Annotated in this window: 23 protein-coding genes; 9 read left to right on the forward strand and 14 right to left on the reverse strand. The window is 41.1% G+C overall.

Annotated features, from left to right (window positions below; all coding sequences use genetic code 11):
• Window positions 1-107: 107 nt before the first annotated feature.
• From QM738_RS00865 to QM738_RS00875, 3 genes are read right to left on the reverse strand one after another with little or no spacing between them, the layout of a single operon-like run.
• A complete protein-coding gene (locus tag QM738_RS00865) occupies window positions 108-515 on the reverse strand; it encodes an acyl-CoA thioesterase (RefSeq protein ID WP_462274780.1) in 408 nt (135 codons plus the stop codon).
• Window positions 515-1,078 carry a hypothetical protein gene (locus QM738_RS00870; RefSeq protein ID WP_462274781.1) on the reverse strand — a complete coding sequence of 188 codons (564 nt, stop codon included), beginning with the start codon at window positions 1,076-1,078 and terminating at the stop codon, window positions 515-517. The genes QM738_RS00865 and QM738_RS00870 overlap by 1 nt, the downstream gene beginning before the upstream one ends.
• Window positions 1,079-1,102: 24 nt before the next feature.
• A complete protein-coding gene (locus QM738_RS00875; protein ID WP_462274782.1) occupies window positions 1,103-1,510 on the reverse strand; it encodes a DoxX family protein in 408 nt (135 codons plus the stop codon).
• Between the two features lie 181 nt (window positions 1,511-1,691).
• On the opposite strand from QM738_RS00875, the gene QM738_RS00880 reads away from it, so the two are divergent.
• The 5 genes from QM738_RS00880 to QM738_RS00900 all read left to right on the forward strand — a co-directional run bounded on the left by QM738_RS00880 (window position 1,692) and on the right by QM738_RS00900 (window position 8,624).
• On the forward strand, window positions 1,692-4,736 hold the full coding sequence (locus tag QM738_RS00880) for a tetratricopeptide repeat protein (RefSeq protein ID WP_462274783.1): 3,045 nt from the start codon (window positions 1,692-1,694) through the stop codon (window positions 4,734-4,736).
• Window positions 4,737-4,794: 58 nt separating this feature from the next.
• Complete coding sequence (locus QM738_RS00885; RefSeq protein WP_462274784.1) at window positions 4,795-6,504, forward strand: TonB-dependent receptor; 1,710 nt, start codon at window positions 4,795-4,797, stop codon at window positions 6,502-6,504.
• An 89-nt stretch (window positions 6,505-6,593) separates the two neighbouring features.
• Entirely contained in the window at window positions 6,594-7,193 is a 600-nt protein-coding gene (locus tag QM738_RS00890) for a hypothetical protein (protein ID WP_462274785.1), read from the forward strand.
• Window positions 7,194-7,196: 3 nt separating this feature from the next.
• Window positions 7,197-7,721, forward strand: a complete 525-nt coding sequence (lspA, locus tag QM738_RS00895; RefSeq protein ID WP_462274786.1) for a signal peptidase II — start codon at window positions 7,197-7,199, stop codon at window positions 7,719-7,721.
• 12 nt (window positions 7,722-7,733) lie between these two features.
• Complete coding sequence (locus tag QM738_RS00900) at window positions 7,734-8,624, forward strand: class I SAM-dependent methyltransferase (protein WP_462274787.1); 891 nt, start codon at window positions 7,734-7,736, stop codon at window positions 8,622-8,624.
• Here QM738_RS00900 and QM738_RS00905 read toward each other — a convergent pair.
• The 8 genes from QM738_RS00905 to rplU all read right to left on the reverse strand — a co-directional run bounded on the left by QM738_RS00905 (window position 8,621) and on the right by rplU (window position 16,518).
• Window positions 8,621-9,436 carry a glutaminyl-peptide cyclotransferase gene (locus tag QM738_RS00905; protein WP_462274788.1) on the reverse strand — a complete coding sequence of 272 codons (816 nt, stop codon included), beginning with the start codon at window positions 9,434-9,436 and terminating at the stop codon, window positions 8,621-8,623. The genes QM738_RS00900 and QM738_RS00905 overlap by 4 nt on opposite strands.
• 85 nt (window positions 9,437-9,521) lie before the next feature.
• Window positions 9,522-10,586 (reverse strand): saccharopine dehydrogenase family protein, encoded by a 1,065-nt coding sequence (locus QM738_RS00910; RefSeq protein ID WP_462274825.1) that lies wholly within the window; start codon window positions 10,584-10,586, stop codon window positions 9,522-9,524.
• A gap of 318 nt (window positions 10,587-10,904) precedes the next feature.
• Window positions 10,905-11,396 (reverse strand): N-acetyltransferase family protein, encoded by a 492-nt coding sequence (locus QM738_RS00915; protein WP_462274789.1) that lies wholly within the window; start codon window positions 11,394-11,396, stop codon window positions 10,905-10,907.
• A gap of 2 nt (window positions 11,397-11,398) precedes the next feature.
• Window positions 11,399-13,561, reverse strand: a complete 2,163-nt coding sequence (locus tag QM738_RS00920) for a S46 family peptidase (protein WP_462274790.1) — start codon at window positions 13,559-13,561, stop codon at window positions 11,399-11,401.
• A gap of 84 nt (window positions 13,562-13,645) precedes the next feature.
• A complete protein-coding gene (locus QM738_RS00925) occupies window positions 13,646-15,322 on the reverse strand; it encodes a helix-hairpin-helix domain-containing protein (protein WP_462274791.1) in 1,677 nt (558 codons plus the stop codon).
• Between the two features lie 313 nt (window positions 15,323-15,635).
• Window positions 15,636-15,764, reverse strand: a complete 129-nt coding sequence (locus QM738_RS00930) for a hypothetical protein (protein ID WP_430989759.1) — start codon at window positions 15,762-15,764, stop codon at window positions 15,636-15,638.
• A gap of 81 nt (window positions 15,765-15,845) precedes the next feature.
• The gene (rpmA, locus tag QM738_RS00935) at window positions 15,846-16,112 is read right to left on the reverse strand and encodes a 50S ribosomal protein L27 (protein WP_462274792.1); all 267 of its coding nucleotides are present in this window, start codon (window positions 16,110-16,112) and stop codon (window positions 15,846-15,848) included.
• Window positions 16,113-16,212: 100 nt separating this feature from the next.
• A complete protein-coding gene (rplU, locus tag QM738_RS00940) occupies window positions 16,213-16,518 on the reverse strand; it encodes a 50S ribosomal protein L21 (protein WP_462274793.1) in 306 nt (101 codons plus the stop codon).
• Window positions 16,519-16,695: 177 nt separating this feature from the next.
• Here rplU and QM738_RS00945 point away from each other — a divergent pair, with 177 nt between their 5' ends.
• From QM738_RS00945 to QM738_RS00960, 4 genes are all read left to right on the forward strand, one after another.
• Complete coding sequence (locus QM738_RS00945; RefSeq protein ID WP_462274794.1) at window positions 16,696-17,466, forward strand: lysophospholipid acyltransferase family protein; 771 nt, start codon at window positions 16,696-16,698, stop codon at window positions 17,464-17,466.
• Window positions 17,467-17,602: 136 nt separating this feature from the next.
• Window positions 17,603-20,020, forward strand: a complete 2,418-nt coding sequence (gene priA / locus QM738_RS00950) for a replication restart helicase PriA (RefSeq protein ID WP_462274795.1) — start codon at window positions 17,603-17,605, stop codon at window positions 20,018-20,020.
• Window positions 20,021-20,043: 23 nt separating this feature from the next.
• On the forward strand, window positions 20,044-21,096 hold the full coding sequence (gene murB, locus QM738_RS00955) for a UDP-N-acetylmuramate dehydrogenase (protein ID WP_462274796.1): 1,053 nt from the start codon (window positions 20,044-20,046) through the stop codon (window positions 21,094-21,096).
• Window positions 21,097-21,166: 70 nt separating this feature from the next.
• Window positions 21,167-21,946, forward strand: a complete 780-nt coding sequence (locus QM738_RS00960) for a hypothetical protein (protein ID WP_462274797.1) — start codon at window positions 21,167-21,169, stop codon at window positions 21,944-21,946.
• Window positions 21,947-22,106: 160 nt separating this feature from the next.
• On the opposite strand, the gene QM738_RS00965 is transcribed toward QM738_RS00960, so the two are convergent.
• The 3 genes from QM738_RS00965 to QM738_RS00975 all read right to left on the reverse strand — a co-directional run bounded on the left by QM738_RS00965 (window position 22,107) and on the right by QM738_RS00975 (window position 25,401).
• A complete protein-coding gene (locus QM738_RS00965) occupies window positions 22,107-23,630 on the reverse strand; it encodes an AAA family ATPase (protein ID WP_462274798.1) in 1,524 nt (507 codons plus the stop codon).
• Between the two features lie 97 nt (window positions 23,631-23,727).
• On the reverse strand, window positions 23,728-24,117 hold the full coding sequence (locus QM738_RS00970; RefSeq protein ID WP_462274799.1) for a GxxExxY protein: 390 nt from the start codon (window positions 24,115-24,117) through the stop codon (window positions 23,728-23,730).
• A 186-nt stretch (window positions 24,118-24,303) separates the two neighbouring features.
• The gene (locus QM738_RS00975; RefSeq protein WP_462274800.1) at window positions 24,304-25,401 is read right to left on the reverse strand and encodes a vWA domain-containing protein; all 1,098 of its coding nucleotides are present in this window, start codon (window positions 25,399-25,401) and stop codon (window positions 24,304-24,306) included.
• Between the last annotated feature and the right edge of the window lie 195 nt (window positions 25,402-25,596).

The raw sequence follows: 25,596 nt of genomic DNA on the forward strand, positions 1-25,596 counted from the left end.
TTTTTTAATGAATAATGGATAATGCTTTATACTTAATGTCTTTGCCATATGGCAATAATGCTCCTATTGAATGAATTATTCATTATTCATTATTCAATTATTCATTCCTAAAAATATTTGCTTAATTTTTCTTTCAACGGTGCCGGCATTTCCGAGCGCTTCATGGTTTTGGCGTCAATGAAGAACAGTGTTACTTCTCCTGTATTTAAAAGTTTATCCTGCTCATTATAGATCTCTGCATAAAACACGATCTTATGATTGGCAGGCATTTCCTTTAACGTGGTTTTGATCGTGATCAGGTCATCATATTTTGCAGGGCGCAGAAATTTGCTGTGTATCTCCACCACGGGCATAATAATACCCAGCGCTTCAATCTCTTTATAAGTATAACCCAGTTGTCGTATGGCTTCGGTACGGCCAATCTCGTAAAACTGGGCATAATGGCCATAGTACACCATACCCATCTGGTCGGTGAGTGCATAGTGAATACGTACCTGTGTTTCGGTTACAAACATTATTCTTCGGTTTTAGCGGCTATTTCATCTTCGGGCTCAATATTGTTTATTTTTGCAGCAAAAAAATCTGCAAATATCTTGGCGTAATATGTCAACACGAAAAACCCAAATATGGTAATGCCATTTACCACAAGATTAGCATTTCCGGTGGCGCCAAGTGTATCAACTTCAACATGGGAATTATGATCTTTGATCATTTTAAAAATACCTACAACAAAAGCAGGTACACGTGTTATAAGACCATAAATACCTAATCCAACGAACACAACAAAAAGCAACTCTGCTTTATCAAGTGCAAAATTGATATCACTGTTCAGGTTGGCTTTATTACTGATCCATTCTGCAAAATGTTTGGATTTTGCAAAGCAATAGATGCTGAATAAAAGATAAGACGCATCTATGACCACGATACTCAGGAAGGAACTGATATAGTTGCCTGATAAACCATCCCGGAACCAATCGTAGAAAACGACTAAAAGCTGTGGCAACGCCAATAGAAAAAAGAATGCACTAAAGATGCCGACAATAATAATTGTCAGTTGTACCAGGTCAAGCCTTTTCATAATTGCAGGTATTAGGGTGGTGGTTTATTTGCCGATCATACTGTCGATACTTGCCCTGCCCGGGCCTACCAGCAGCAACACAAGATAACCAATAAGGTACAACGAAGCATGTTCACCATCGCCAAATATCTCTCCTTTATGCGCTTTAAAAACCATTACGCAGGTAGCAATGATCAGTGGTATAGTGGCCAGCCTGGTAAATAATCCCAGTATCAAAAACAGCGAGCAGAAGAATTCGGCAAATATCACCAGGGCAAGGCTGATGTTGTTGCCAAGACCCATAAAGTTCATGAATTTGGGCGCATAGGTGCTGAAGTGAACCAGCTTATCATATCCATGCATCAGCATTAAAACACCAAAGCCTATACGGAGCACGAACATAGCGGTATTGAATGCACCGGCGGAATACTTTGTAGAGAACAGTTTTTTCATTTTTTAATTTTTTAAAGGTTATCGGTTTTCAATTTTATAAAATCCTTAACAGCAAAACAAAATTACGTTCGTTTACATTACAACAGTTATCCACTTATTCACAATAAAACTGGAACGGTGTTTGCTTAACTGGCATTATAGTTAATTTTACAATTGGCAACAAGCCCTGAATTTAACCAACATGATAAAACACAAACTCACCGCCCTGCTCTTTAGTGCCGGGCTTTATCTTGCAGCAACAGCACAACCAACCCATGCGGTTACAGACCCCGAAAAAAAATACAAAGATGCCAAGGAACTATTCGTAAAAGAACAGTATGCTTTGGCGTATCCATTGCTGAAAGAGCTGAAGGAACAGAACCCCGATAACAGCATCAGCAATCATACTTATATCAACGACGATATCAATTATTATTACATCACCTGCGAGCTGAAACTGATGCAGCCCGTAGCCGAAGAAGACGCTAAAAAATATATCGATGTGGTGAGCAACGAACCCCGCCGGGAGTTAATGAGTCACCATTTGGCAAAATTTTATTTTGTAAAAGAAGATTTTAGCAATGCTATAACATATTACGAAAAGGCCGGCCTCGATAACCTGAGCAACGAAGAAATAGCCGATGCAAAATTTGAAAAAGCGTATTGCTATTTTAACCTAAAGCAGTTTGAAGAAGCCAAACCTTTATTTGATGAGATACACCAGTTGCCCGACAATAAATATTATTTCCCCGCTAATTATTATTACGGTTTTATAAGTTATTACGACAGGCAGTATGCAGAAGCGTTGAAAGCTTTTAAACTGGTAGAGACCCGGGAGGAATACAAAGGCGTGGTGCCTTATTATATTGCCGAGATCTATTACTTCCAGAATAAGAAAGATGAAGCGCTGCGGTATGGAGAAAGTGTGCTGGCCAGGGGCGGCACTTTATTTTATGAAAAAGAAATGCGCCTGCTGATGGGCCAGTTGCATTTTGAAAGAAAAGAATTTGCCAAAGCATTGCCTTTGCTGGAGTACTATGTAAAGAATACTGATAAAGTAGATAAAGAAGTATTATACGAGATCAGCTATTGTTATTATGTAGATAACCAGCTTACAAAAGCCATTGAAGGTTTTAAGCAGCTGAGCAACCAACGGGATTCGATGGGGCAGAACAGTATGTATTTGCTGGGCGATTGTTATTTGAGGACCAATCAGAAGGAAAATGCAAGGAATGCCTTCCAGTATTGCGCATACAATAACAGCAATGCCAAACAACAGGAAGTATCCCGTTTTATTTACGCCAAACTTTCTTACGAACTCGGTTACCAGGATATTGCTTTGAATGAAATGAAAAAATTCCTGGCCGATTATCCCAACTCCGATTACGAAACAGAAGCCAAGGAATTATTAGTAGGGCTGTTGGCCAATACCAATAATTTTTCTGATGCGCTTAAATTGTATGAATCGATGGGTAAGCCAACGGTTGCGATGCAGAAAGTATATCCACGGATATTATTCGGCAGGGCAGTGGAATACATCAACGATCAGCAGGTAGTAAGGGCAGACGAATTGCTCACCAAAGTACTGGCCGACCAGTATGCCGGTTCCATATTACCCTATGCCAATTTCTGGAAAGGAGAAATAGCGCTGCGTAATGAAAAATATGATGAAGCCATCAAGTACATGACCGCTTACCTGCAAAGCAGTGCGCCATCGCAGGGAGAAGCAACACCACAGGCAGCCCGGTACAACCTGGGTTACAGCTGGATGAAAAAAGAGAATTACAAACAGGCATTAAATTACTTTGAGCAGGTAACCAAGACCGTTAGCGTGACCGCCCCGGCCATGGAGCAGGATGCCTATGTACGCAGTGCCGATTGCTATTTCATGAACAGGGATTTTGCAAAGGCCAACACCATGTACGATAACGTGATCAATAATGCCCTGCCGCAAAGTGACTATGCCTATTTCCAGAAAGCGATGATAGCAGGCGTGAAGAGCTCATCCGAAAAGATCAAAACACTCAACACCCTTACCCGCCAGTATCCTAAAAGCAGCCTGGTGCCGGATGTAAATATGGAAATTGCGAATACCTATATGGCGGATGAAAAATTTGCAGATGCGATCCCTTATTTAAGCAATATCTTAAATATGCCCGATGCAGGTGGTTTGAAACCTACTACCTATTTAAAATTAGGATTGAGCTATTATAATATCAATAAGAATAAAGAAGCGCTGGATAATTACCAGGCATTGATACAGAAATACCCGCAATCGCCGGAAGCAGATGAAGCACTGGATAATATCAAAAGCATTTACGTAGAAGATGGCAAACCGAACGATTATGTGGAACTGATGCGTAAGAATGGCAAGAATATTTCCGTAAGCGAGGCAGATTCGCTCACCTACAGTGCGGCAGAATTGAAATACAATGCCAACGATTGTGCAGCGGCAATCACCGGCTTCAATAATTACCTGTCGCAATATGCCAACGGCGCTTTTGCACTGGAAGCAAATTATTTCCGCAGTGAATGTTATAATAAGAATAAAGATTGGCAAAATGCGCTCACAGGTTACGCATACGTCAACAGCAAAGGTTTGAACCGTTATTTTGAAAAGGCTACCCTGGAAGCGGCGAAGATCAGTTACTTTGAACTGAAGGATTATGCCGGGGCAAAAAAATACTTCGAATCATTGCTTGTCGGTAGTGCCAACCAGGATAATATCTTAGAAGCGCTGAGAGGTTTGGTAAGATGCCAGTACCTGCTGAAAGATTATTCAACCGCCAACGAAACAGCAAAGACCTTACTTACCAAAAAAGGTATCAGTACGGATGATAAATCCATTGCATTCCTGGTGTTGGGTAAATCACAACAGTTGGCAAATGATTGTTCATCAGCCATCAGTTCATTTAAATCATGCGCAGCCATCAATAAATCTTCCTGGGGTGCAGAAGCAAGGTACGAGATCGCCAATTGCCAGTTTACTTCCGGCAACTTAAGCACGGCAGAAAAATCTGCCTTGGCGGTGATCAAGGAAACAGGCTCTTACGATTACTGGGTAACGAAATCATACATTTTGCTGGGTGATATTTTTATGCAGCAGAAAGATTACTTTAATGCAAAAGCCACTTACGAAAGCGTTGCTAAAAATTCAGTGATACCCGAACTGAAAAATGAAGCACAGCAAAAACTGGATAAAGCAACCGAAGAGGAAAAAGCAAACAGTAAAGTAACCGGTAATTAATTTCTAAACCAGCTTTAAAGGGATACTGATCCACTTTTAAATTATAAACACAACTGAAATGGATAGCATAAATAAAAAATATTCAATGTTCAACTTTCAAACGATACTGTTCGGCAAAAGAACATACAGGTTTGTTTTCCATACGGCCATAGTGCTGCTGCTGTGCTGCCTGTCGTCCATCAGCGCTTCGGCACAAAAGGATACTACGAAGAAAGGCACTACTATAGATATCACTTCTTCTTACAAGCCTGTGTTGCGTAATGCAGTAAAGATCAATTTTGCAGCATCGCACCTGAATGCCGATACCAGTAAACCTAAGATGAATTATACGGTACCGGCACAGAATCTTTTTTATTCTTACCAACCGATATCGCTTAAGCCATTGGCATTGCAACAGGATACCAGCCTGGAGCTGGGCCTCCGGAATTATCTTAAACTCGGTTTTGGTAATTTCTCTACGCCTTATGCAAGTGCAGGTTTTAGTTTTGGAGACGGCAAAACAAGTTTGCTGAACCTGTATGCTGATTATATTTCTTCTAAAGGAAAAATAAAATACCAGGATTATTCACAGCTGAATTTAAAAGGAACCGGTAGTTATTTTACTGCAAAGAATGAAGCTTATGGCGCCGTTAATATCAGCCAGTTTGATACTTATTTATATGGCTACGATCATACACTGTATAATTATAAAAAAGACAGCATCCGTAACCAGTACCAGGATATTAACCTGAAAGCAGGTATACGCAATACCAAGGTGGGAGAGTTCGGTATCAGGTACGATCCGCATGTGGAAGTAGACATCTTTACGAATAAGAACAGGCTGAGCGAAAGTTCGCTGATATTGCATGCGCCGGTAGAAAAACAATTCGGTGATGAGTTTTCATTAAAAGTGGAAGCAAAAGCAGATATCACTTCTTATACCACCAAGGATCTTACTTCAAATGTAAAGATCAATAACAACGTGTTCCAGGTGGCGCCGGCACTGGCTTATGCATCACCAATATTCAGCCTTAATGCGGGTATCACCCCTACATGGGATAACGGAAAATTTGTTTGGTTGCCCAATGTATATGCAGAAGCGCATGTAAAAGAAAAAGTATTTTTGATACAGGCGGGTTGGGTTGGTAATTATATAAAAAATACCTTCCGCAATCTTTCTGCCATCAATCCATACCTGCAAACGCTGGCATCGCAAACCAATACCAAGGAGATAGAATATTATGGCGGTATAAAAGCAACCATCGGCAAGCACTTTAACTTCAGTGCAAAAGCAGGCTGGCTGAGTTATACCAACTTTGCACTGTTCATCAATGATACGGCCAAAGATGGCAAAGCATTTAAAACAGTGTATGAAGCCAAGGGCAATAACCTGCGCATTCATGGCGACCTGAGCTATATCAACCAGGATAAATTCTCCCTCACCACCGGTCTTACTTTAAATGGTTATACCGGTTTCAACAACAATGGCAAAGCCTGGAACACCGTGCCGATGGAATTGACCAGCTCCTTACGCTGGTGGGCATTTAAACAGGTAATGCTGAAAGCAGATTTTTATGCGTTTGGTGGCGGCAATTATATTGACAAAGGAAATGTATCCCGTTCATTTGGGGGCGGTACCGACCTGAGCGCCGGCATGGAATTTAAAGTAACCAAAATGTTCAGCGCATGGCTGGATGTAAATAATATCCTTAACAACAAATATGCACGCTGGCACAATTACGAAGTGTATGGGCTGAATGTGCTGGGTGGTGTAAGGGTGAATTTTTAACCTGCTTTCAACATCATTCAACTATTTATACAGATGGGCCCCGCCGCTTTGGCGGGGCTCGCTTTTCTGGCTTATATTTGCAGCTGCACATGGATCACCTTGTAACATCATATCTTTTTCAGCATAAGCAATGCCCTTTACCAGGGCTGGGCACACTTGCCATATCCACCGGCAATGCGGAAGGCGATTTCCTGAACACAGCCATTAAAGCGCCTTTACCGGACATCAGTTTTAATACCAATGAAACAGAAGCTAACGACCTGCTGCAATATATAGCTGTTAAAACCGGCAATGATATAACAGCAGCCATTGAAATGCTGGGCAATTTCTGCAATGCATTACGGTCTGCAATCAATGATAAACAGGCGGCGGTATTAAAAGGTGCGGGGGAATTTTTTAAAGACGGTTCCGGCAATATTAAATTCAAAGCCAATGCACTGCCTGCAGCATTTGCACAACCGGTAAGGGCTGAAAGAGTGATACATCCCAAGGCAGAACATAATATGCTGGTGGGAGACAGGGAAACCACCACTGCAGTAATGACCGAATACTATAACGAAGAGCCTATAAAAAAAGACCGCTGGTGGATATGGGCAATCGTGATAGCAGTGATCGCCCTGGTTGCCATATTGCTTTATATGAACAGCGACAACATTGCCGCAATGTTTGGAAATACCCAATCGATCTGATACATGAAAAAGTGGACCAGGACAATATTATTTTGTTTTTGCTGCCTTGCTTTTATAGGTTGCGACCGGCTTACCAAAGACCTGGCCAAGCAACATCTTAAAGATAAACCCGCCATTACTTACCTGAACGATACGGTGAGGCTGCAATACGTTGAAAATACCGGTGCCGCATTAAGCCTGGGCGATGACCTGCCGAAAGCTGCCAGTTTTTGGTTGCTGAGCATTTTGCCCCTGGCGATATTGCTGGCTGTATTTGTGTACACAGTAATGCACCTGCAGCAAATGAGTACGATGAAGATATTTTCTATAGCCATGATATTCTCTGGTGGTATAGGAAATATCATCGACAGGATATTATTCGACCGCCATGTGACCGATTTTATGAACCTGGGTATCGGCAGTTTACGCACCGGCATTTTTAATGTGGCCGATATGTGTGTTACCGGTGGCGTTATAGGGTTGCTGCTTTTCTTTAACGATAAAAAAAATAAACCCACTGTCACAACAGAAGATGTGCCTGCACAATAAAGTATTTAATTCATGATCCATTACAGTAACTGCCCCGTTTGTTCATCTCCCAATATTGCAGCTCAATTAACGGCAAAGGATCATACTGTTTCGCAAAAAGAATTTGCAGTGTGGCATTGTGCAGACTGTACAGCAAGGTTCACGCAGGATATTCCCGAACAAAACGAAATAGGCGCTTATTACCAATCAGATAATTACATTTCTCACAGCGATACTAAAAAAGGTTTTGTAAACAGTTTGTACCATGCTGTGCGTAAGCGCACTTTGAATAAAAAGAAGGAACTGGTATGCAGGGAAGTGGGCATGAGTAAGGGCGAGATACTGGATATCGGTTGCGGCACCGGTGCATTTTTAAATACCATGAAAGCTGCCGGCTGGAGCATTACTGCATTGGAACCGGATGATACTGCAAGGCAGAAAGCAAAGGAATTGTATGGTATTGAAGCAATGCCGCCACAGCAATTATTCCACTTGCCTGCAGCAACTTATAATGCCATTACCATGTGGCATGTGCTGGAGCATGTGCACGAACTGCACGCATATATAAAACAACTGGCTGCTTTGATAAAACCGGATGGAAAAGTATTCATCGCCGTACCGAACTATACATCAAAAGATGCGGAGATATATGGTGCCGGCTGGGCTGCTTACGATGTACCAAGACACCTGTATCATTTTTCGCCTGCATCCATGCAAAAACTGCTCTCCTTATATAATTTAAAACTGGAAACGATACGACCTATGTGGTACGATAGTTTTTATGTAAGCATGCTGAGTGAGCAGTATAAGACTGGCAGCGGTAATATCCTTAAAGCTTTCTGGAATGGCCTGCGTTCTAATATGAACGCCATAAGCAGTAAAGGCAAATGCAGTTCAGTGATCTATATTATTTCTAAGAATTAATTCAGTTTTACCTCGAACATTTTAGGCCAGCGTTTACCCGTAATGTATAGTTTCTTGCTGGTGCTGTCGTAGGCAATACCATTCAACACTTCATCATTGGGCTCTGGTTTATAATCAGGAGCATATTTTTCAATCACGCCCTGGAACTCCATTCTGCCCACCACATGGCCGCTTGCAGGATCGATCTTTACAATATAATCCGACTGGTAAACATTGGCATACACGAAGCCATCAATATATTCCAGTTCGTTTAAATACTCTACAGGTTTGGTATCTTCCGTTACACCAATGGTAGACTTGACCTTGAAAGTTTCCGGGTCTACAAAATAAATGTTGGAGGAGCCATCGCTTATAATAAGATCAGTGCCATTATTCGTCATGCCCCAACCTTCGTAAGGCCAGTTAAAGGTTTTAACGGGTGCGTCAATATTATTTTGATCATACACATATACCACATGGCTCTTCCAGGTAAGCTGGTATATCTTGCCTTTAAAAACACTGATACCTTCGCCAAAAGTGCTGTCGTTGGTTGTTTTGCCGATCTTATGTTTCTTTTCGATCTTACCGGTCTTGATATCGGTCACCTGCAATGCAGAGTTGGTATAGTCTCCTGTGCCTTCGTATAATTTGCCGTCAAATACCTGCAGGCCCTGCGTGTAAGAACCGCCATCATGCGGGTACACATTCACAATGTTATAAGCGATCTTAGGTGTTTCTTTCGGAAGCAATGTATCATCCACCACCGTTTTATCCTTATCTCCATTGCAGGATGCTAAAAAAATAATTGCTGCCAGGGCCAAATTATATTTCATAATTATATAAATGAGTGGCACAAAAATAACAAACTGTGCCAGATGTAGCCGTTTTTAAATATAAAAGATTGTGAATGACCTGTTATTAATATGCTGTTTTTGCGTACACAATATTGCGGGCCTTTAAATAATCCAGTATAAAATCAAAGCAATTACGGTTATTGCCCACCAGCTCAGGTGGAAAAACACCTTTTTCACTAAAAAGCCCATTGATCAGCATATTTAATGCAGCAGTGCAGGTATAACCCGTGGTACGGCTCATACTGCTGGTTTGTGTTGCGCTGTCGTATTCGTCGTATAATTCATAACGAATGGTTTTGCCTTCGCCTTTTATCTCGATCGTCATTAAAGTAAACTCCTCTTCCTCAACACCCAGCTTCCATTGATCGAATAAAAGTGCAGAAGTGAACTCCATCGGAATGATCATTTGTCCCTTGCAGTTTACTGCGGTGGTATTTAAAAAACCTGCTTTTATCAAACCTTTCATCAGGTCGATATGACCGGGATAACGCAGTGTTTTTTCTTTCATATTCGGGATATGTCCCATCGTAAATAAAATGCTCCGCAAACCATCCGTATTAAAAGATTCCAGTGTACCCACGTTCTTAAAATCTACCAGTTCCGCATCGCTTAATGCTGGTTTGGTAACGATATTGCTGTTCTCAATATAACGTGCCGGCCTGGTATATTCTTCCAGCACATCCACAGGAGAGAAGGGCGCTTTGTATTCAAAAGGTTTGATCCTTTTTTTGGGTAAACCGCCTACCATACATTCAAAACTATCGATCTTCATAATTGCATTATAATAACCCAGTATCAAATTGCTCATACCCGGCGCTACACCGCAATCAACAATGGCTGTCACGTTTTTTTGTTTGGCCAGCGCATCCAGTTCCAAAGCATTTTCGGGAAAGAAAGAAATGTCCACCACATTTTTACCGGCATTGATGATGGCTTCTAAAGTTTTATAACCCATAAAGCCTGGCACAGCACTGATCACCCAATCAAAATCTTTCAGTAAAACGTTGTAGCTATTGTGATCAGCAAGATCTGTCTTTACAGTTTTAACTGCATTGTTTTTTTGCTGCAACAAATGCAGCGAAGCATCGCTGATATCAAACGAAGTAACATTGAAATGAGGGACAAGAATCGATTGCCATGGCGCGGCCTACCATGCCGGCGCCTAATATTGCTATTTGCATATAATGATGTTTAATTCCTTTACCATTTTAAAAGTGCAGGAATAGTGTAATGAATATTATTGAACAAACTTTGCTGCACAGATCAGCAGCAGTGGCGACGCTCCGTTCAACAGCAGCAATGCTATTAAGCGTAACCCGGAATAATTTTAAATGCAGTAACGAACCGATGTGCCATTCATCATAATGGACATGGAGGCAGAAAGCCTGTAAAAATGTATGTATGATCTTTTATTGAGCAAGCGGAATGATTAAAGGATGCAGCAAATTTACAACCGTTTTCCAACAATTGTAACACTAATTTCCCTGCCATCAATCTGGGCAATATCTTTTAAATTACCCCATTCTTCAAAACCCAGTGCAGCAAACAATTGCAGGCTGGGTGTGTTGTGCGAAAATATAAAACCCAGCAATCTTGTTATTGCAAAACGGTAAGCGTTGTCCATGCAATACTGCAATATTTTTTTACCATATCCTTTTCCGCGTTGCGAAGGATGTAAATAAATACTCACTTCAGCAGTCGCATCATAAGCCGGTCGTCCATAAAATGCCTGCAGGCTTACCCAGCCGATCACCGTACCATCTGCTTCTTCCACCATCCACAAAGGATGTTTGTTCGGCGTATGTTCTTCAAACCATTGCTGCCTGCTTTCCACGCTTACCGGCGACGTATCTGCGGTGACCATACGGCCTTCTACGGTGCTGTTGTAGATGGCAACGATCACCGGCAGATCACTTTGTAATGCATCGCGGAATTGCATATTTATTTTTTCTTTTTGCTCACCAGTTTTAATTCACTGATGATATTTTTTGCACCGGCATATTTATCAATAATGAACAGCACGTAGCGGATGTCCACCATGATATTACGGCAGATATTCTTATCATAATTGATATCACTCATGGTGCCTTCCCACACCCGGTCAAAATTTAAGCCTACTAAATTGCCATAAGCATCCAGTGCAGGGCTGCCGCTGTTTCCACCCGTGGTGTGATTGGCCGCAATAAAACAAACCGGCTGTTTACCATTAACGCCATAAGGGCCAAAATCTTTTTTATTGTACAGGTCAATTAATTTCTGTGGTACATCAAATTCATAATCACCAGGCTTGTATTTTTCCATCACACCATCCAGGTAAGTGTAATAATCGTACTTAACCGCATCCCTGGCGCCATAACCTTTTACATTGCCATAGGTAAGCCGCAAAGTGCTGTTGGCATCGGGGTAAAAAACTTTTTGGGTGAACACATCCATCTGCGCCTGCATATATAAACGTTGCAGTTGGTTAATATTCGCCTGCAATTCATTCAACCTGGGTGATATATTCGTGATATAGGTCTTAACAACATCATTCACCAACGCACTGGCGTCATCATTGGTTACCGGGTCAGTACCATTGGTGCCGATACCGTTGAGCAGGTTCTTTAATTTAACAGGATCAGTGAACGCGGTTTTTGCATACAATGATTTAGCAAGCGTCGCAAAATCATTACCATTCTCTGCCAGCATTTTTTTCAGCAGTGGCGAAACATTGCCGGGCTGCTGGTCCTTCACATACATTTCCATCAGCACTTCAAATAATTTCTGATCTACCGCCGGGTTATATTCTGCGAACAATGCATCCAGTTTTTCAAGTGTTTCGGGTAATGCTTTTTTATAAGCTGCCTGGTCTTTATTAAATGCAGATACCAATCCATTGGCATTGGAGGCGATGGTAAATAATTCTATTTTGGTGGTGATCTCGTTATAATAATCACGGGCAAAACCATACGGTTCAATATCTGTATAAGCCTGCTGCAGTTTTTTCAGCAGGTCAACATAAGCCACATTCATAGCGGGCTGCGACAATACCAGTTTTTCAAAACTGCCTTCCAGCTCTTTCTTTTTATTAACTGCGTCAGAAATTTTTAAACCCAGTATCTCACCCTTCCATTTTTTATAAGCATTCTCAATACTGGCATATTTAGCGGCATACTGAATTTTTATCTTCTCATCCTTACGCATAAAAACATTCAGTACATCCAGTGCTTTTTCACGGATGCCGATCTTTGCAGGATCACTTACTTTCATGGTTTGTTCCACGGCAGAGGAGGGCAGGTATTCCATTGTCTTACCCGGAAAACCAAACACCATCGTAAAATCACCTTCCTTCATACCATCTAAAGAAATATTCAAAGAACGTTTAGGTTTGTACGGCACATTATCCGGTGAATAATCGGCAGGCTTATTATCCTTACCGGCGTAAATGCGGAACATACTGAAATCACCAGTATGGCGTGGCCACATCCAGTTATCAGAATCCTTGCCAAAATTACCGATAGAAGAAGGAGGAGCGCCTACCAAACGCACATCCTTATAAGTTTCCGTTACAAATAAAAAATACTTGTTACCATCAAAGAATGGTTTGATGATAATATCCTGGTAGCTTTCTTTTTTTACGGTCTTCTTGAACTCATTGATATTTTTATCGATGATACTCTGTCTTTCTTTTTCCGCCATGGCCGGCGTAACACCGTTCAGCACCTGTTTAGTGATCTCATCAATGCTGATGATGAAAGTGGCGAACAAACCGGGATTGGTCAGTTCCTGTCCATTGTTATAGGCCCAAAAACCATCCCGGATATAATTATGTTCTATCGAAGAATGATTCTGTATCGCATCAAAACCACAGTGGTGATTGGTCAGCAGCAAACCTTTATCCGAAATAACTTCTGCAGTACAAAAACCGCCAAAGCTTACGATCGCATCTTTTAAACTTCCCTTGCTGATGTTGTAAATATCAGACGCATTGATCTTCATCCCCATTTTTTTCATTTCCTTTTCATTCAGCGTGGCCAGCAGCTGCGGCAGCCACATGCCCTCATCGGCAAAGCCTTTGGCAATAAAGGAAACAGTAATAACAAGCAATAAAAAATATCTCTTCATATATGCGGTTTAGGTTTCAAATTTAGGGAAATGTTGGCGGGGTAAACGACCTTTCATCAAAGAGTCAGGCAGAGCTGCTGCGTATTATTTTATACCTTTCAGTCTTCTTACTTTTTCCAAATAGCTTTCAAATTCTTTTACCCCAAAGCTGCTCAGGTTCTGCTCCTTCGTTACCATCGCCTTTTGTGCAGCCAGCACACCATATTTAATATCATCAAAACCTTCAATAGTATGTGCATCCGGGTCAATAGAGATCAGTACATTTTTTTCGAGTGCATAATCAATATGGCGCCAGTCTATATCCAGGCGGCTGGGGTGTGCATTCAGTTCTATAGCTACGTGGTTGGCAGCGCAGGCATCGATGATCTTTTTATGATCCACAGGATAGCCTTTGCGGCTCAGCAATAATCTTCCTGTCATGTGCCCCAGTATTGTAGTGTAAGGATTCTCAATAGCATTCAGCAAACGCATCATCGCTTTTTCCTCGCTCATTTTTAAATTGCTGTGCACAGAAACGATCACCAGGTCAAAGGTGGACAGGATGGTATTGGTATAATCCAGGCTGCCGTCGTTCAGTATATCACACTCAATACTTTTAAATATCTTAAAGCCGGTGAGTTTATCATTCAGCTCGTTCACATACTGCTGCTGTGCCGCAATCCTTTCTTCAGTAAGGCCCTGCGCATAAAAGGCGCTCTTGCTGTGATCGCTGATCACGAGGTATTCAAAACCTTTTTCTTTGGCGGCTTTGGCCATTTCTTCCAATGTATAACTACCATCACTCCAGTTACTGTGACTGTGAATGATGCCCTTGATGTCTGCAGGCTGTATCAATGTTGGTATTGCAGTGGTCTTTGCTTTTTCAATAACAGCAGCAGTTTCTCTTGCGCAGGCCGGTATATAATGCAGTTTGGCCTGTTCAAAGATGCTTGTGTCATCCTTATCATAATCAATTGCCGGGAACTGTTTTTCAAAAGCTTCTGCAAATTCGTTGCTGCCGCTGGTGATAAAAGCACGTTTTTTAAAATTGTCTGTGCCTGTATACAAACGCAGGCGCAGGCCGTTCAGCAGTTTGTACAGCAGGCTGCCGGGCTTTTCTTCCAGCAACTCCGGCGGGTTGGCGCTCACAAATTTTGGCTTGGCTGCTTCATTGGTTGTATTGGTAACATATTCCAGCTCATCAATGATCTCCAGTTGCCTTTTGAACGCACCTGTTAAAGCAACATTTGCCGCGCCAAATAATTTTTCAAGATAAGCGGTTACCTGCGGTACTACAGCTTCCACCTGCGGGTACAGGTAACTGCCCTGGTTGTGCAGGTAATATTCAATGGTCTCAATAATGTTCTGTTGCGTTTTTTCACCAAAACCCTTGTATAATTTTAAACGGTTCTCCTGGCAGGCATATAATAATTCACCAATGCTTTCTATCTCCATCTCTTTCCATATCGTATGAATTTTTTTTGGACCAATGCCTTTTATGTTCAGCATTTCAATAACACCTGCAGGCGTTTTATTGATGATCTCCTGTAATATTTTTAATTCACCGGTCTCCAGTAATTCAATGATCTTTTTTCCGGTTGAATCACCGATACCTTTTATCACCGGAATTTTTTCAACCGGCGTATTACTTAACTGTTCTGTTAAATTTTCTATATGATAGGCTGCAATAGCATAGGTTTTTGCCTTAAAACTATTTTCGCCATGGATGTCCATTAATTTGCTTAAAAGCGTAAAATTTTCTGCTATCTGGTAATTGTCCATGTTTCAAAAGTAATAAAATCAAAAATAGGGGAGCCGCCATTTTCTAAAAAAGCGGGCAGATCATAACTGCTTTTTTATGATAGCAAGCGCATTTTTTTTGTTGAATACACTTGCAACAAAAAAATAAAAATGGTTTTTATTAGTGAGGTTGTTTTTACAACAAGGTAAAAAATGCAGTAAAGAATAGTATTGAAAGAAGAGCGGGGCGCTGAAAATGCGATACGCTGAAATACAGTACTGGCGCAGGTTTCAAAAGAAAAGCCCCGGTAAAATTACCAGGGCTTCCGTATTTTTTTGCTTTAAAAAGCAAAGCTTACTTTTTCTTAGCAGCTTTCTTTGCAGCTTTTTTAGGAGCAGCTTTTTTTGCAGCTTTTTTAGGAGCAGCTTTTTTTGCAGCCTTTTTAGGAGCAGCTTTTTTTGCAGCTTTTTTCTTTGTTGCCATTTTTTTAAAATTTAATTGGTTAGTAAATAATACTTAAAAATAGAAATATTTCTTTAACTAACAAAAAAAATTAAAAATTTTTTAAGCGGTCGCCTCAACGGCGCTAACAGAAACGATCGTTTTATCTCCTTTGCTTTTTCTGAATTCAACCAAACCATCTGTTAATGCAAAGATGGTAAAGTCTTTTCCAACACCAACATTTTTACCAGGATGATAAACTGTACCGCGTTGACGGATGATGATGTTACCAGCTAATGCAGGTTGACCACCATAAATTTTTACGCCTAATCTTTTGCTTTGTGAATCCCTGCCGTTTTTTACGGAACCTTCACCTTTTTTATGTGCCATGTGAAATTGTTTATTAGTTAATTAGCTTAATAGTTTATTGGTGTGCGATAGTTAAAATGTTTTTACTAATAAACAATTTAACCATTAAACCAATTAACAATTATGCTATTGCTGTTACTTTAATGTGAGTGTACTGTGTACGGTGACCGTGTTTTTTACGGAAACCTTTTCTCCTTTTCATTTTAAAAGCGATCACTTTGTCGCCTTTGATCAGGTCGCTGATGATTTCAGCTTTAACCACAGCTTTTACTGCTGAACCTGCAGCAACGGTACCGTCGCTGTCTGTCATTAATACATCTGCAAATTCAACCTGGTCGCCGGTTTTACCTGCAATGTGAGGCACATATAAGCTGTCGCCTGCTTTAACTTTAAATTGCTGACCTGCTATTTTTACTACTGCTAACATAAATATCCCAAATTTAGGACGGCAAAGGTAAGGGTTTTACGCGGAAATTTTAACAGTAAAGCAGAAAAATATATCCACTAAAACAGGGTTTTTGGGGACAAAACCGGCATTATTGCCTGAAAACCAGTGTTCCGGGCGCAAATATAGGCCCTAAACAGGCTATCTTCGCAGGCCAGTATGCGCTATTTTCTCCGTTTTATACAGGTTATTTACTGCATTTACGCCATTATAATATTTGTATCCTTCCTGGTACTCATATTCCCGCTGGTGGTGGTGGCCTCGTTTTTTGGTAAAATAAAGGGGGGCAACTTTATATATATGCTTTGCCATCTCTGGGCCGATTTCTTCCTTTTCATGATCGGCATCCGGCACCAATATATATATGAGAGTCCGCTGGATCACCAAAAACAGTATGTATTTGTATTCAATCACATCGCTTACCTCGATATTCCTTTTTTAATGAAGGCCATCCGTAAACAGCAATTCCGGGTGTTGGGCAAGGCCGAACTGGCCAAAGTGCCGGTGTTTGGTTTTTTGTACCGCAATACCGTAGTGCTGGTGGACCGCAACAGCGCCGCCAACCGTGCTAAAAGTGTGCTGCAGTTAAAAAGCATCATCCGAAAAGGCATATCCATCATCATCAGTCCCGAAGGAACTTTTAATATGACACACCAGCCTTTAAAAGAATTTTATGATGGTGCATTCCGCATAGCGATAGAAACACAAACGCCCATTAAACCTATTTTGTTTTTAGATGCCTACGACCGGAATAATTATAACAGCCTGCTTTCATTCACTCCCGGCAGGTCAAGAATTGTTTATTTAGAAGAAATACCGGTAGAAGGTTTAACCATTAAGGATGTAAAAACGTTAAAAGATAAAGTATATAAAGTGATGGAAGAAAAACTGGTGGCGTATAAGGCGAGCTGGATCGTAAAACGTGAGTAGTGAATGGTGAGTAGTGAATGTAGCACAACTTTAGACTTTAAATTATCAACTTTGAACTTTCAATTATAAACTTTCAACTCTGACATCTTCCCCCAACATATTATTCACTGAACAATCCTCCGGCTTTTGGGCCGAAGTGATATTGCCGTTGGCATTGCCGCAAACTTATACCTATGCTATTCCCACTGAATTTTTAGCAAAAGTAAAACCGGGTTGCAGGGCCGAAGTGGAACTGAAGAATAAGAAATATGCGGGTGTTGTTAAAAGTATTATTGATAAAGAGCCCGGCTATCAAACCAAACCCTTGCTGAACGTGCTGGACGATGAAGCCATTGTATACCCGCAGCAATTACAGTTATGGCAATGGATGGCACAATATTATATGTGCACCGAAGGCGAAGTGATGGCAGCTGCCTTACCGGCGCATTTTAAATTAAGCAGCGAGACCATATTATTATACAATGAAGAAGCCGGCGATGATTTTTCGCATTTGGGTGACGAAGAGTTTTTAGTGGCCGAAGCCCTGCTGATAAAAAAAGAACTGCGCTTATCCGAAGTACAGCAGATACTGGACATCAACCATGTTTATCCCGTAATAAAAAAACTGATCGAGAAAAAAGTATGCCTGGTATGGGAAAGCCTGGATGAACGGTACAAGGCAAAGAAAGAGAATTACGTGATACTCAATCCTGCTTTTAATAACGAAGAAGAATTGAGCAAAAAACTGAATGACTGGAAAGGCGCTCCCAAGCAAATGGAATTGCTGCTGGCCTACCTGCACCTGGAAAAGCAGGAAGCTGATGTGCTGCAAACCGAACTGCTGAAAAAATCCGGTGCCACTGCTGCGCAGTTAAAAGGACTGACAGATAAAAATATATTGTGGGTGGAAAAAAGAAGTATGGACAGGATAAAGACCTTGCCCCGCAATGTGGAAATAGATTTTGAATTCAATGAGGCACAGCAACAGGCCAGCGATGCGGTGATAAAAAGTTTTGAAGATAAAGCTGTCTGCTTACTGCATGGCGTAACGGGCAGCGGTAAAACGCAGGTGTATGTAAAACTGATGGAGCAGTATTTTAAAGCAGGCAGGCAGGTACTGTACCTGTTGCCGGAAATAGCGCTTACTGCACAGATCATACGCCGCCTGCAAAAACATTTTGGCGGTAATATAGCTATCTATCATTCCAAATTCAATGATAACGAACGTATAGAACTGTGGAATAAAGTAAGAACAGGCGAAATAAAAATGGTATTGGGTGCAAGAAGCGCTTTATTCCTGCCATTTAAAGAACTGGGTTTGATAATAGTGGATGAAGAACATGATGCATCTTATAAACAACAGGATCCATCACCACGGTATAATGCAAGAGATGCGGCCATTTATTATGCGCATCTTTTTAATGCACAGGTATTGTTAGGCAGCGCCACGCCTTCGGTGGAAAGTTATTATAATGCCACCAATGATAAATATGCATTAGTGGAACTGAAGGAAAGATTCGGCGGCATTAACCTGCCTGCCATTGATATTGTGAACGTAAGGCAGGTAGCGCAAAAGGGAAAAGTAATGATCAGTCCGCAACTGAAGGAAGCAATGGAGCAGGCGCTGGACGGAGGTAAACAGGTGATATTATTCCAGAACAGGAGAGGGTATAATCCTTATTTGATCTGCGGTACCTGTGGTTTTATACCGCAATGCACACATTGTTCGGTATCACTCACGTTGCATAAATACAGTAATAAACTGCATTGCCATTATTGCGGCAGCCAGTACCCTAAATTAGTCACCTGCCCCGCATGCGGCAGCAACAACTGGCAGGAGAAAAACTTTGGTACCGAAAAAATTGAAGAGCAACTGGAAGAAGATTTTCCAAAGTACAAAGTGGCGAGAATGGATGTGGATAGTGTACGCGGAAAAAAAGCGCACGACAACCTGATACAATTATTTGAACAGCACCGGCTGGATATTTTAGTAGGCACGCAAATGGTGGTAAAAGGTTTGGATTTTGATAAAGTGAGTTTAGTAGGAATATTGGATGCGGATGGGTTATTAAGCTTCGCCGATTTCAGGGTGAATGAACGGGCCTTTCAATTGATGGAACAGGTGAGCGGCAGGGCAGGACGTAAGAATGCACAAGGCAAAGTGGTGATACAGGCCACCAATGTAAAACATCCTGTATTGCAACTGGTGCAGCAGCACGATTACAAAACTTTTTACGAGAACGAGATCATTAACCGAAAAGAATTCTTTTATCCTCCTTTCAGCCGTGTAGTTTTATTAACTTTAAAGCATAAGGATAAGAACACCGTGGATAATGCTGCGGATAAACTGGCTGCATTACTAAGACAGGATCTGAAAGATTATATTGTAGGACCTGCAGCGCCGGTGATCAACCGTATAAGGGATCAATACCTTGCAGAGATACTGATCAAATTGCCCAAAGAGCCGGGTATGAGCATGACCTACAAAAGGGTTATCCGCAATCATATCAATTTATTGCAGGGCGAAAAAATGTATAAAAGCGTACAGGTAATAGCCGACGTTGATACGAATTAATAATGAATAATCAGTAATTAATAATGAAAGTGCAGTCTGGAATATCGCTGAAAGGATTCAACACATTCGGGATAGATGCAAAGGCAAAATATTTTGCAGCCTTCAGTTCTGTTGATGAACTGGGCCAATTATTACAGTATGATGATGTAAGAGCTAAAGCGCAAAAAAATCAAACAAATATCCTGGTGCTGGGTGGCGGCAGCAATATGCTGTTCACTAAAGATTTTGATGGAATAGTTTTAAAGAACGGGATCAAAGGGATAGAAAAAGTACAGGAGGATGAAGCGCATGTATATATAAAAGCAGGGGCGGGGGAGAACTGGCACCAGTTTGTTTTATACTGTATTAATAATAACCTGGCTGGCATTGAAAATCTTTCGCTGATACCCGGAAACGTAGGCGCCAGCCCCATGCAGAACATCGGCGCTTATGGTGTGGAAATAAAAGATATATTTTATTCACTCGAAGCATTTCACCTGCATGAAAAAAGAATGGTGACCTTTAATTTGAATGATTGCAACTTTGGCTACCGCGAAAGTGTTTTCAAAAAGCAATTCAAAAACCAGTTTGTGATCACCAGTGTTACTTACCGGCTGAATAAAAAACCGGTATTTAATACTTCTTACGGCGCAATAGAGCAGGAGCTGGAAAAAATGGGTGTTCAGGAATTAAGCATCAAAGCCATTTCGGATGCAGTGATACATATCCGTTCTTCCAAATTACCCGATCCCGCTGTGATCGGCAATGCCGGCAGCTTTTTCAAAAATCCTGAGATCGATAAGAACAGCTTCGATGTTTTACAAAAACAATTCCCTGCAATAGTGGGTTATCAGCTGCCGAGTGGTAATGTAAAACTGGCGGCAGGCTGGTTAATTGAGCAATGCGGTCCAAACGACTCGGTGAGCTGGAAAGGTTATCGCAAGGGCGATGCAGGTTGCCACGCAAAACAGGCATTGGTACTGGTGAATTATGGTACTGCAAAAGGAGATGAAATATATGCTTTAAGCGAAGAAATTATAGCAAGCGTACTACAAAAGTTTAGTGTAACACTGGAAAGAGAAGTTAACATTATTTAACAAATTGCAAGGCAGCAGTAAATAAAATACAGTACTCTTTGGTTTAATCATAAACCAAAACCATGACTGTATGAAAAAAATCATCGTTGTAATTACCCTATTGATCTTTTGTTGCCAGATCACAAAAGCACAGGATAAAATTTACCGTAAAAACGGAAAGGTCATTGAAGCCAAAGTATTAGAAATAGGTCCCGCCGAAATTAAATACCGGGAATTCAATGATCCTGATGGGCCAGTTTATATACTGGAAACAGACCGCATTAAAAAGATCGTCTTCGCCGACGGCAGAACACAAACCTTCCAGGATGATTTCAAAGATATTGAAGCGTATGAAGGCCAGGCACGAAAAGCGGTCAAGATCAACTTTTTTTCTCCCCTGTATGGCTTTACCGAATTGGGTTATGAAAAGAATTTAGGTGTGGGAAAAAGTATGGAGTTTTCTGTCGGCATCATAGGCTTAGGAAAAACAGAACAACTGTCTTACTACAATTCGCAACTACAAAATGTTAAGCGTAACCAGGCGGGGGCCTTTGTTTCCGGTGGATATAAGTTTGGCAAATTACCCGATTTTATTTTCTTCGGAAGATCCAGGATGTCACATCTTATGCAGGGGACCTATATAAAACCCGTGATCTACCTGGGGCATTATTCAGAAAATATGGTGACAGAAAAGACCGGCAGCGTGTATGAAGTAAGTAAACAAAAAGTTACTTTTTGCGCCTTGCAGATAGAAGTGGGCAGGCAATGGGTGTTCGGCAACAAGTTGGTATTAGACCTGTATGAAGGACTTGGCTATGGTTTTGATAATAAAAAAGAATACTTATCAATACCTCAACAATACTTATCCTGATCTTAATAATGAAGCGGCATTTAATTATGCCAATGCCCGTGCAGGCAGAAGTCCATCTTTGTCTTTAACCTTTGGAGTAAAACTGGGATTGCTGGTTAAATAAAATAAAACTGTATACATAAAAATGCCGCTTGAAATAGCGGCATTTTTTATAACCTACTTAATTAAAATCCTCTTCATTAAAATCATCTTCTCCAAAATGCTGGCTGCCGATATTGAGCATGCTGCCCATCAGGTCTTTAAATTCTATTTTACCTTCCAGTACTTTTTTACTGATGAGCGAATGTGCAGCCAGTCCATGCAAAACAAATTCCATCAACAATGCATTCTCTTTATCATTGGCTGTTTTAAAATATTTTTTAACCAGCGCATGCAGGCCATCTACTTTGTACAATAACTGTATTTTATCATCATCTTTTGTTTCAAAAAAATTGTTAAGTGTATTGCCTGCATCAAACCAGCGGGTAATGGCACGGTATGGATTATCATCAGGATTGCTGGCTTCCTTCGCTTTCTTTTTCTTTAAACTGTCAGGATTTGGGAAGTAAACACCAAACTGTGTGCGGATCGCTCTTTCCAGCAAATTAAAAGCCACCTGGTAAGGGCCTTCCTGTTCGCCTTCGTACACCAGCTCAATTTTACCGGTAATAGATGGGATAATACCAACCAGGTCGCTCAGCCAAACCTGCGTTTCTTTTTCATTGTTGATGATGGCCCTTCTTTCTGCGGCACTTACTGCATTTTCGTAGGCACTGATAGTCAATCTTGCACTCACACCACTTTTTTTATCCACCAGCTCGCTGCCCCTTGCTTCAAATGCTACCTGCTCTATCAACCGTTTGATAAGGTCGCTTACTTTTACCCTTTGCAGTTGATCTTCGCTGCTGCCTGCTTCCTGTTCGGTGATAGCCAGTGATGTTTCAATGCTTTTGGGATAGTGGGTGAGTATCTGGCTTTCAATACGATCTTTTAGCGGTGTTACAATGCTGCCCCTGTTGGTATAATCCTCGGGGTTGGCGGTAAATACAAACATAACATCGAGGGGTAAACGCAGTTTAAAGCCCCGTATCTGCAGGTCGCCTTCTTCCAGTATATTGAATAACGATACCTGTATCCTCGCCTGGAGGTCGGGTAATTCATTGATCACGAATATGCAGCGGTTGCTGCGGGGAATGATACCGTAATGCAATACCCTTTCATCAGCAAAGCTCAGTTTAAGATTGGCGGCCTTGATGGGATCGATATCACCGATAAGATCCGCTACGCTTACATCGGGCGTGGCCAGCTTTTCACCATAACGTTCGCTGCGGTGCAGCCATGCAATAGGCGTAGCATCGCCTTTTTCCGCGATAAGGTCCACCGCGTATTTCGACATGGGCCGCAACGGATCATCATTGATCTCACTGCCTTCCACGTAAGGAATGTATTCATCCAGCAGCGCCACCATTTGTCTTGCCATACGGGTCTTTGCCTGGCCACGTAAACCCAAAAACAAAATATTGTGCTGCGATAATAAAGCCCTTTCCGTATCGGGTATCACCGAATCTTCATAACCCAGTATGCCCGGAAAAGGATCTTCCTTTGATTGGATCTTCAAAATAAGATTGTCCCGGATCTCCTGTTTAATGCTTTTGGGTACGTAACCGCTCTTTTTTAATTCTCCTAATGTTTTAATGTTATTCATCTTTTATTTTTTACTACGAAGGAATTTTAGCCACGAAGTCACGAAGACACTATGGGATAACACTAAAGTGTTATTATGAGATATAAGATTTCAAGTGTTAATTGATGTATCTTTTTATTCCATTTTTTATTAAGGGAACATTAAAATTGATAAGATAACCCAGGCGGAGTTTAGTTAATTTTAAATGACTGATTATTTGAGCACTCCAAAGTGGATTAATAATTTCAACCGCTTTCAATTCACAAATTACAAGTTCATCTACTAAAACATCCGTTCGCAATCCCTCATCAAATTTTTGTCCATCATAAAGAAATGGTATCTCAGCCTGTCTTTTACACGGTATCCCTTTCTTTTGCAATTCATAATAAAGACAGGCTTCATAAATTTTTTCTAATAACCCCGGGCCAAGTTCTCTATGCACTTTATATGCTGCATTTACAATTTCTTTACCCAGTAATTCTTCTCTTTCAGTTAATGTGGTGTACATAATTAATAAACTGATTTTTGTGTGTTAACAATTTTGTGTAATTGGTTCAAACACCGGATCAGGTTATTAACTGTCTTCGACAGGCAAGTAAATTAGCCACAAAGGTTCAAAGAAAAATCTTATTTTTTATTTCGTGTCTTAGTGCCTTTGTGGCCTCATTTCTGTGCCGCAGGCACTAAGCATCTTTTAGTACACCGTCTTCCGCTTACCACTTTCAAAATCCTTGAATATGAATGCTCCCAGTTTATCCAATGCTGCAAAAAATGCTTTACCATTATTGCATTCAGTGAACTCCTGCACAAATTTTTGCAGGTAAGGATCACTGGCGATCATAAACGTAATGATCGGTATCTTTAATTTTTTGCACTGCGTGGCAAGGCTCATACAACGGTTCAATATCTTCCTGTCCACACCCCAGCTGTTCTTATAATATTTGGCACCGATCTTTAAGCAGGTAGGCTTACCATCGGTGATCATGAATATCTGTTTATTGGGATTGCGCCTTCTTCTTAAAATATCCATGGCCAGCTCCAGCCCAGCCACGGTGTTTGTATGATAAGGCCCCACCTGCAAATAAGGAAGGTCCTTTATTTCAATAGGCCATGCATCGTTGCCAAACACCACAATATCCAAAGTGTCCTTAGGGTATTTTGTTTTGATCAGTTCGCTCAGCGCCATAGCTACTTTTTTAGCAGGTGTAATCCTGTCTTCGCCATACAATATCATACTATGACTGATATCGATCATCAGCACCGTGGAAGTCTGCGATTTAAAATCGGTCTCCCTTATCTCCAGGTCGTCTTCGTGCATCCTGAAGCTGTCGATACCATGATTGATCTGTGCATTACGGATGGAATTGGTAAAATCGATCTGTTCCATCGTATCACCAAACTGGAAGGGCCTTGTTTCCGGGTTGATCTCATCGCCACCACCGGGTTTAAAAGTATTATGATTGCCCTGCTTTGTTTTTTTCAGTTTGCCGAATATCTCTTCTAAACTTTTTTTGCGGATGCCCTGTTCTGTTTTCGGCGTAATATGTATCTCGCCGTTCTCCCTTTTTTCATCAATGTATCCTTTTTCTTTCAGGTCTTCCAAAAAATCGCCGATGCCATAATCGTTGTTGGTGAGTTTGTATTCTTTATCCAGCTCATTCATCCACTGCATGGCTTCATTAAAATCGCCATTGGTATAGGTGAGCAATTGTAAAAAAAGATCCAGCAATTGCTCAAAAGGAGATTTGCCTTGTTCGTTGGGATCATATTTTGAAAAATGGAATAAATTCATCAGGTCAATGTTTAAACAACTTTTAATGTAATATACTGCAAATGAGGGGATGACCGGGTAAGATCTTTATTGTAAGCCAGCCGGATTGAATGTACCGGAACTTATACGCCCTGCTAAATTACAAAACAACCGGCACAGCATTTTGTTCATTTACAAAAAAAATCCCCTGTTGCCAGGGGATCATTTATATACTCT

Origin of the sequence: Ferruginibacter sp. (assembly GCF_049840995.1) — a bacterium.
Classification (GTDB): domain Bacteria; phylum Bacteroidota; class Bacteroidia; order Chitinophagales; family Chitinophagaceae; genus Ferruginibacter.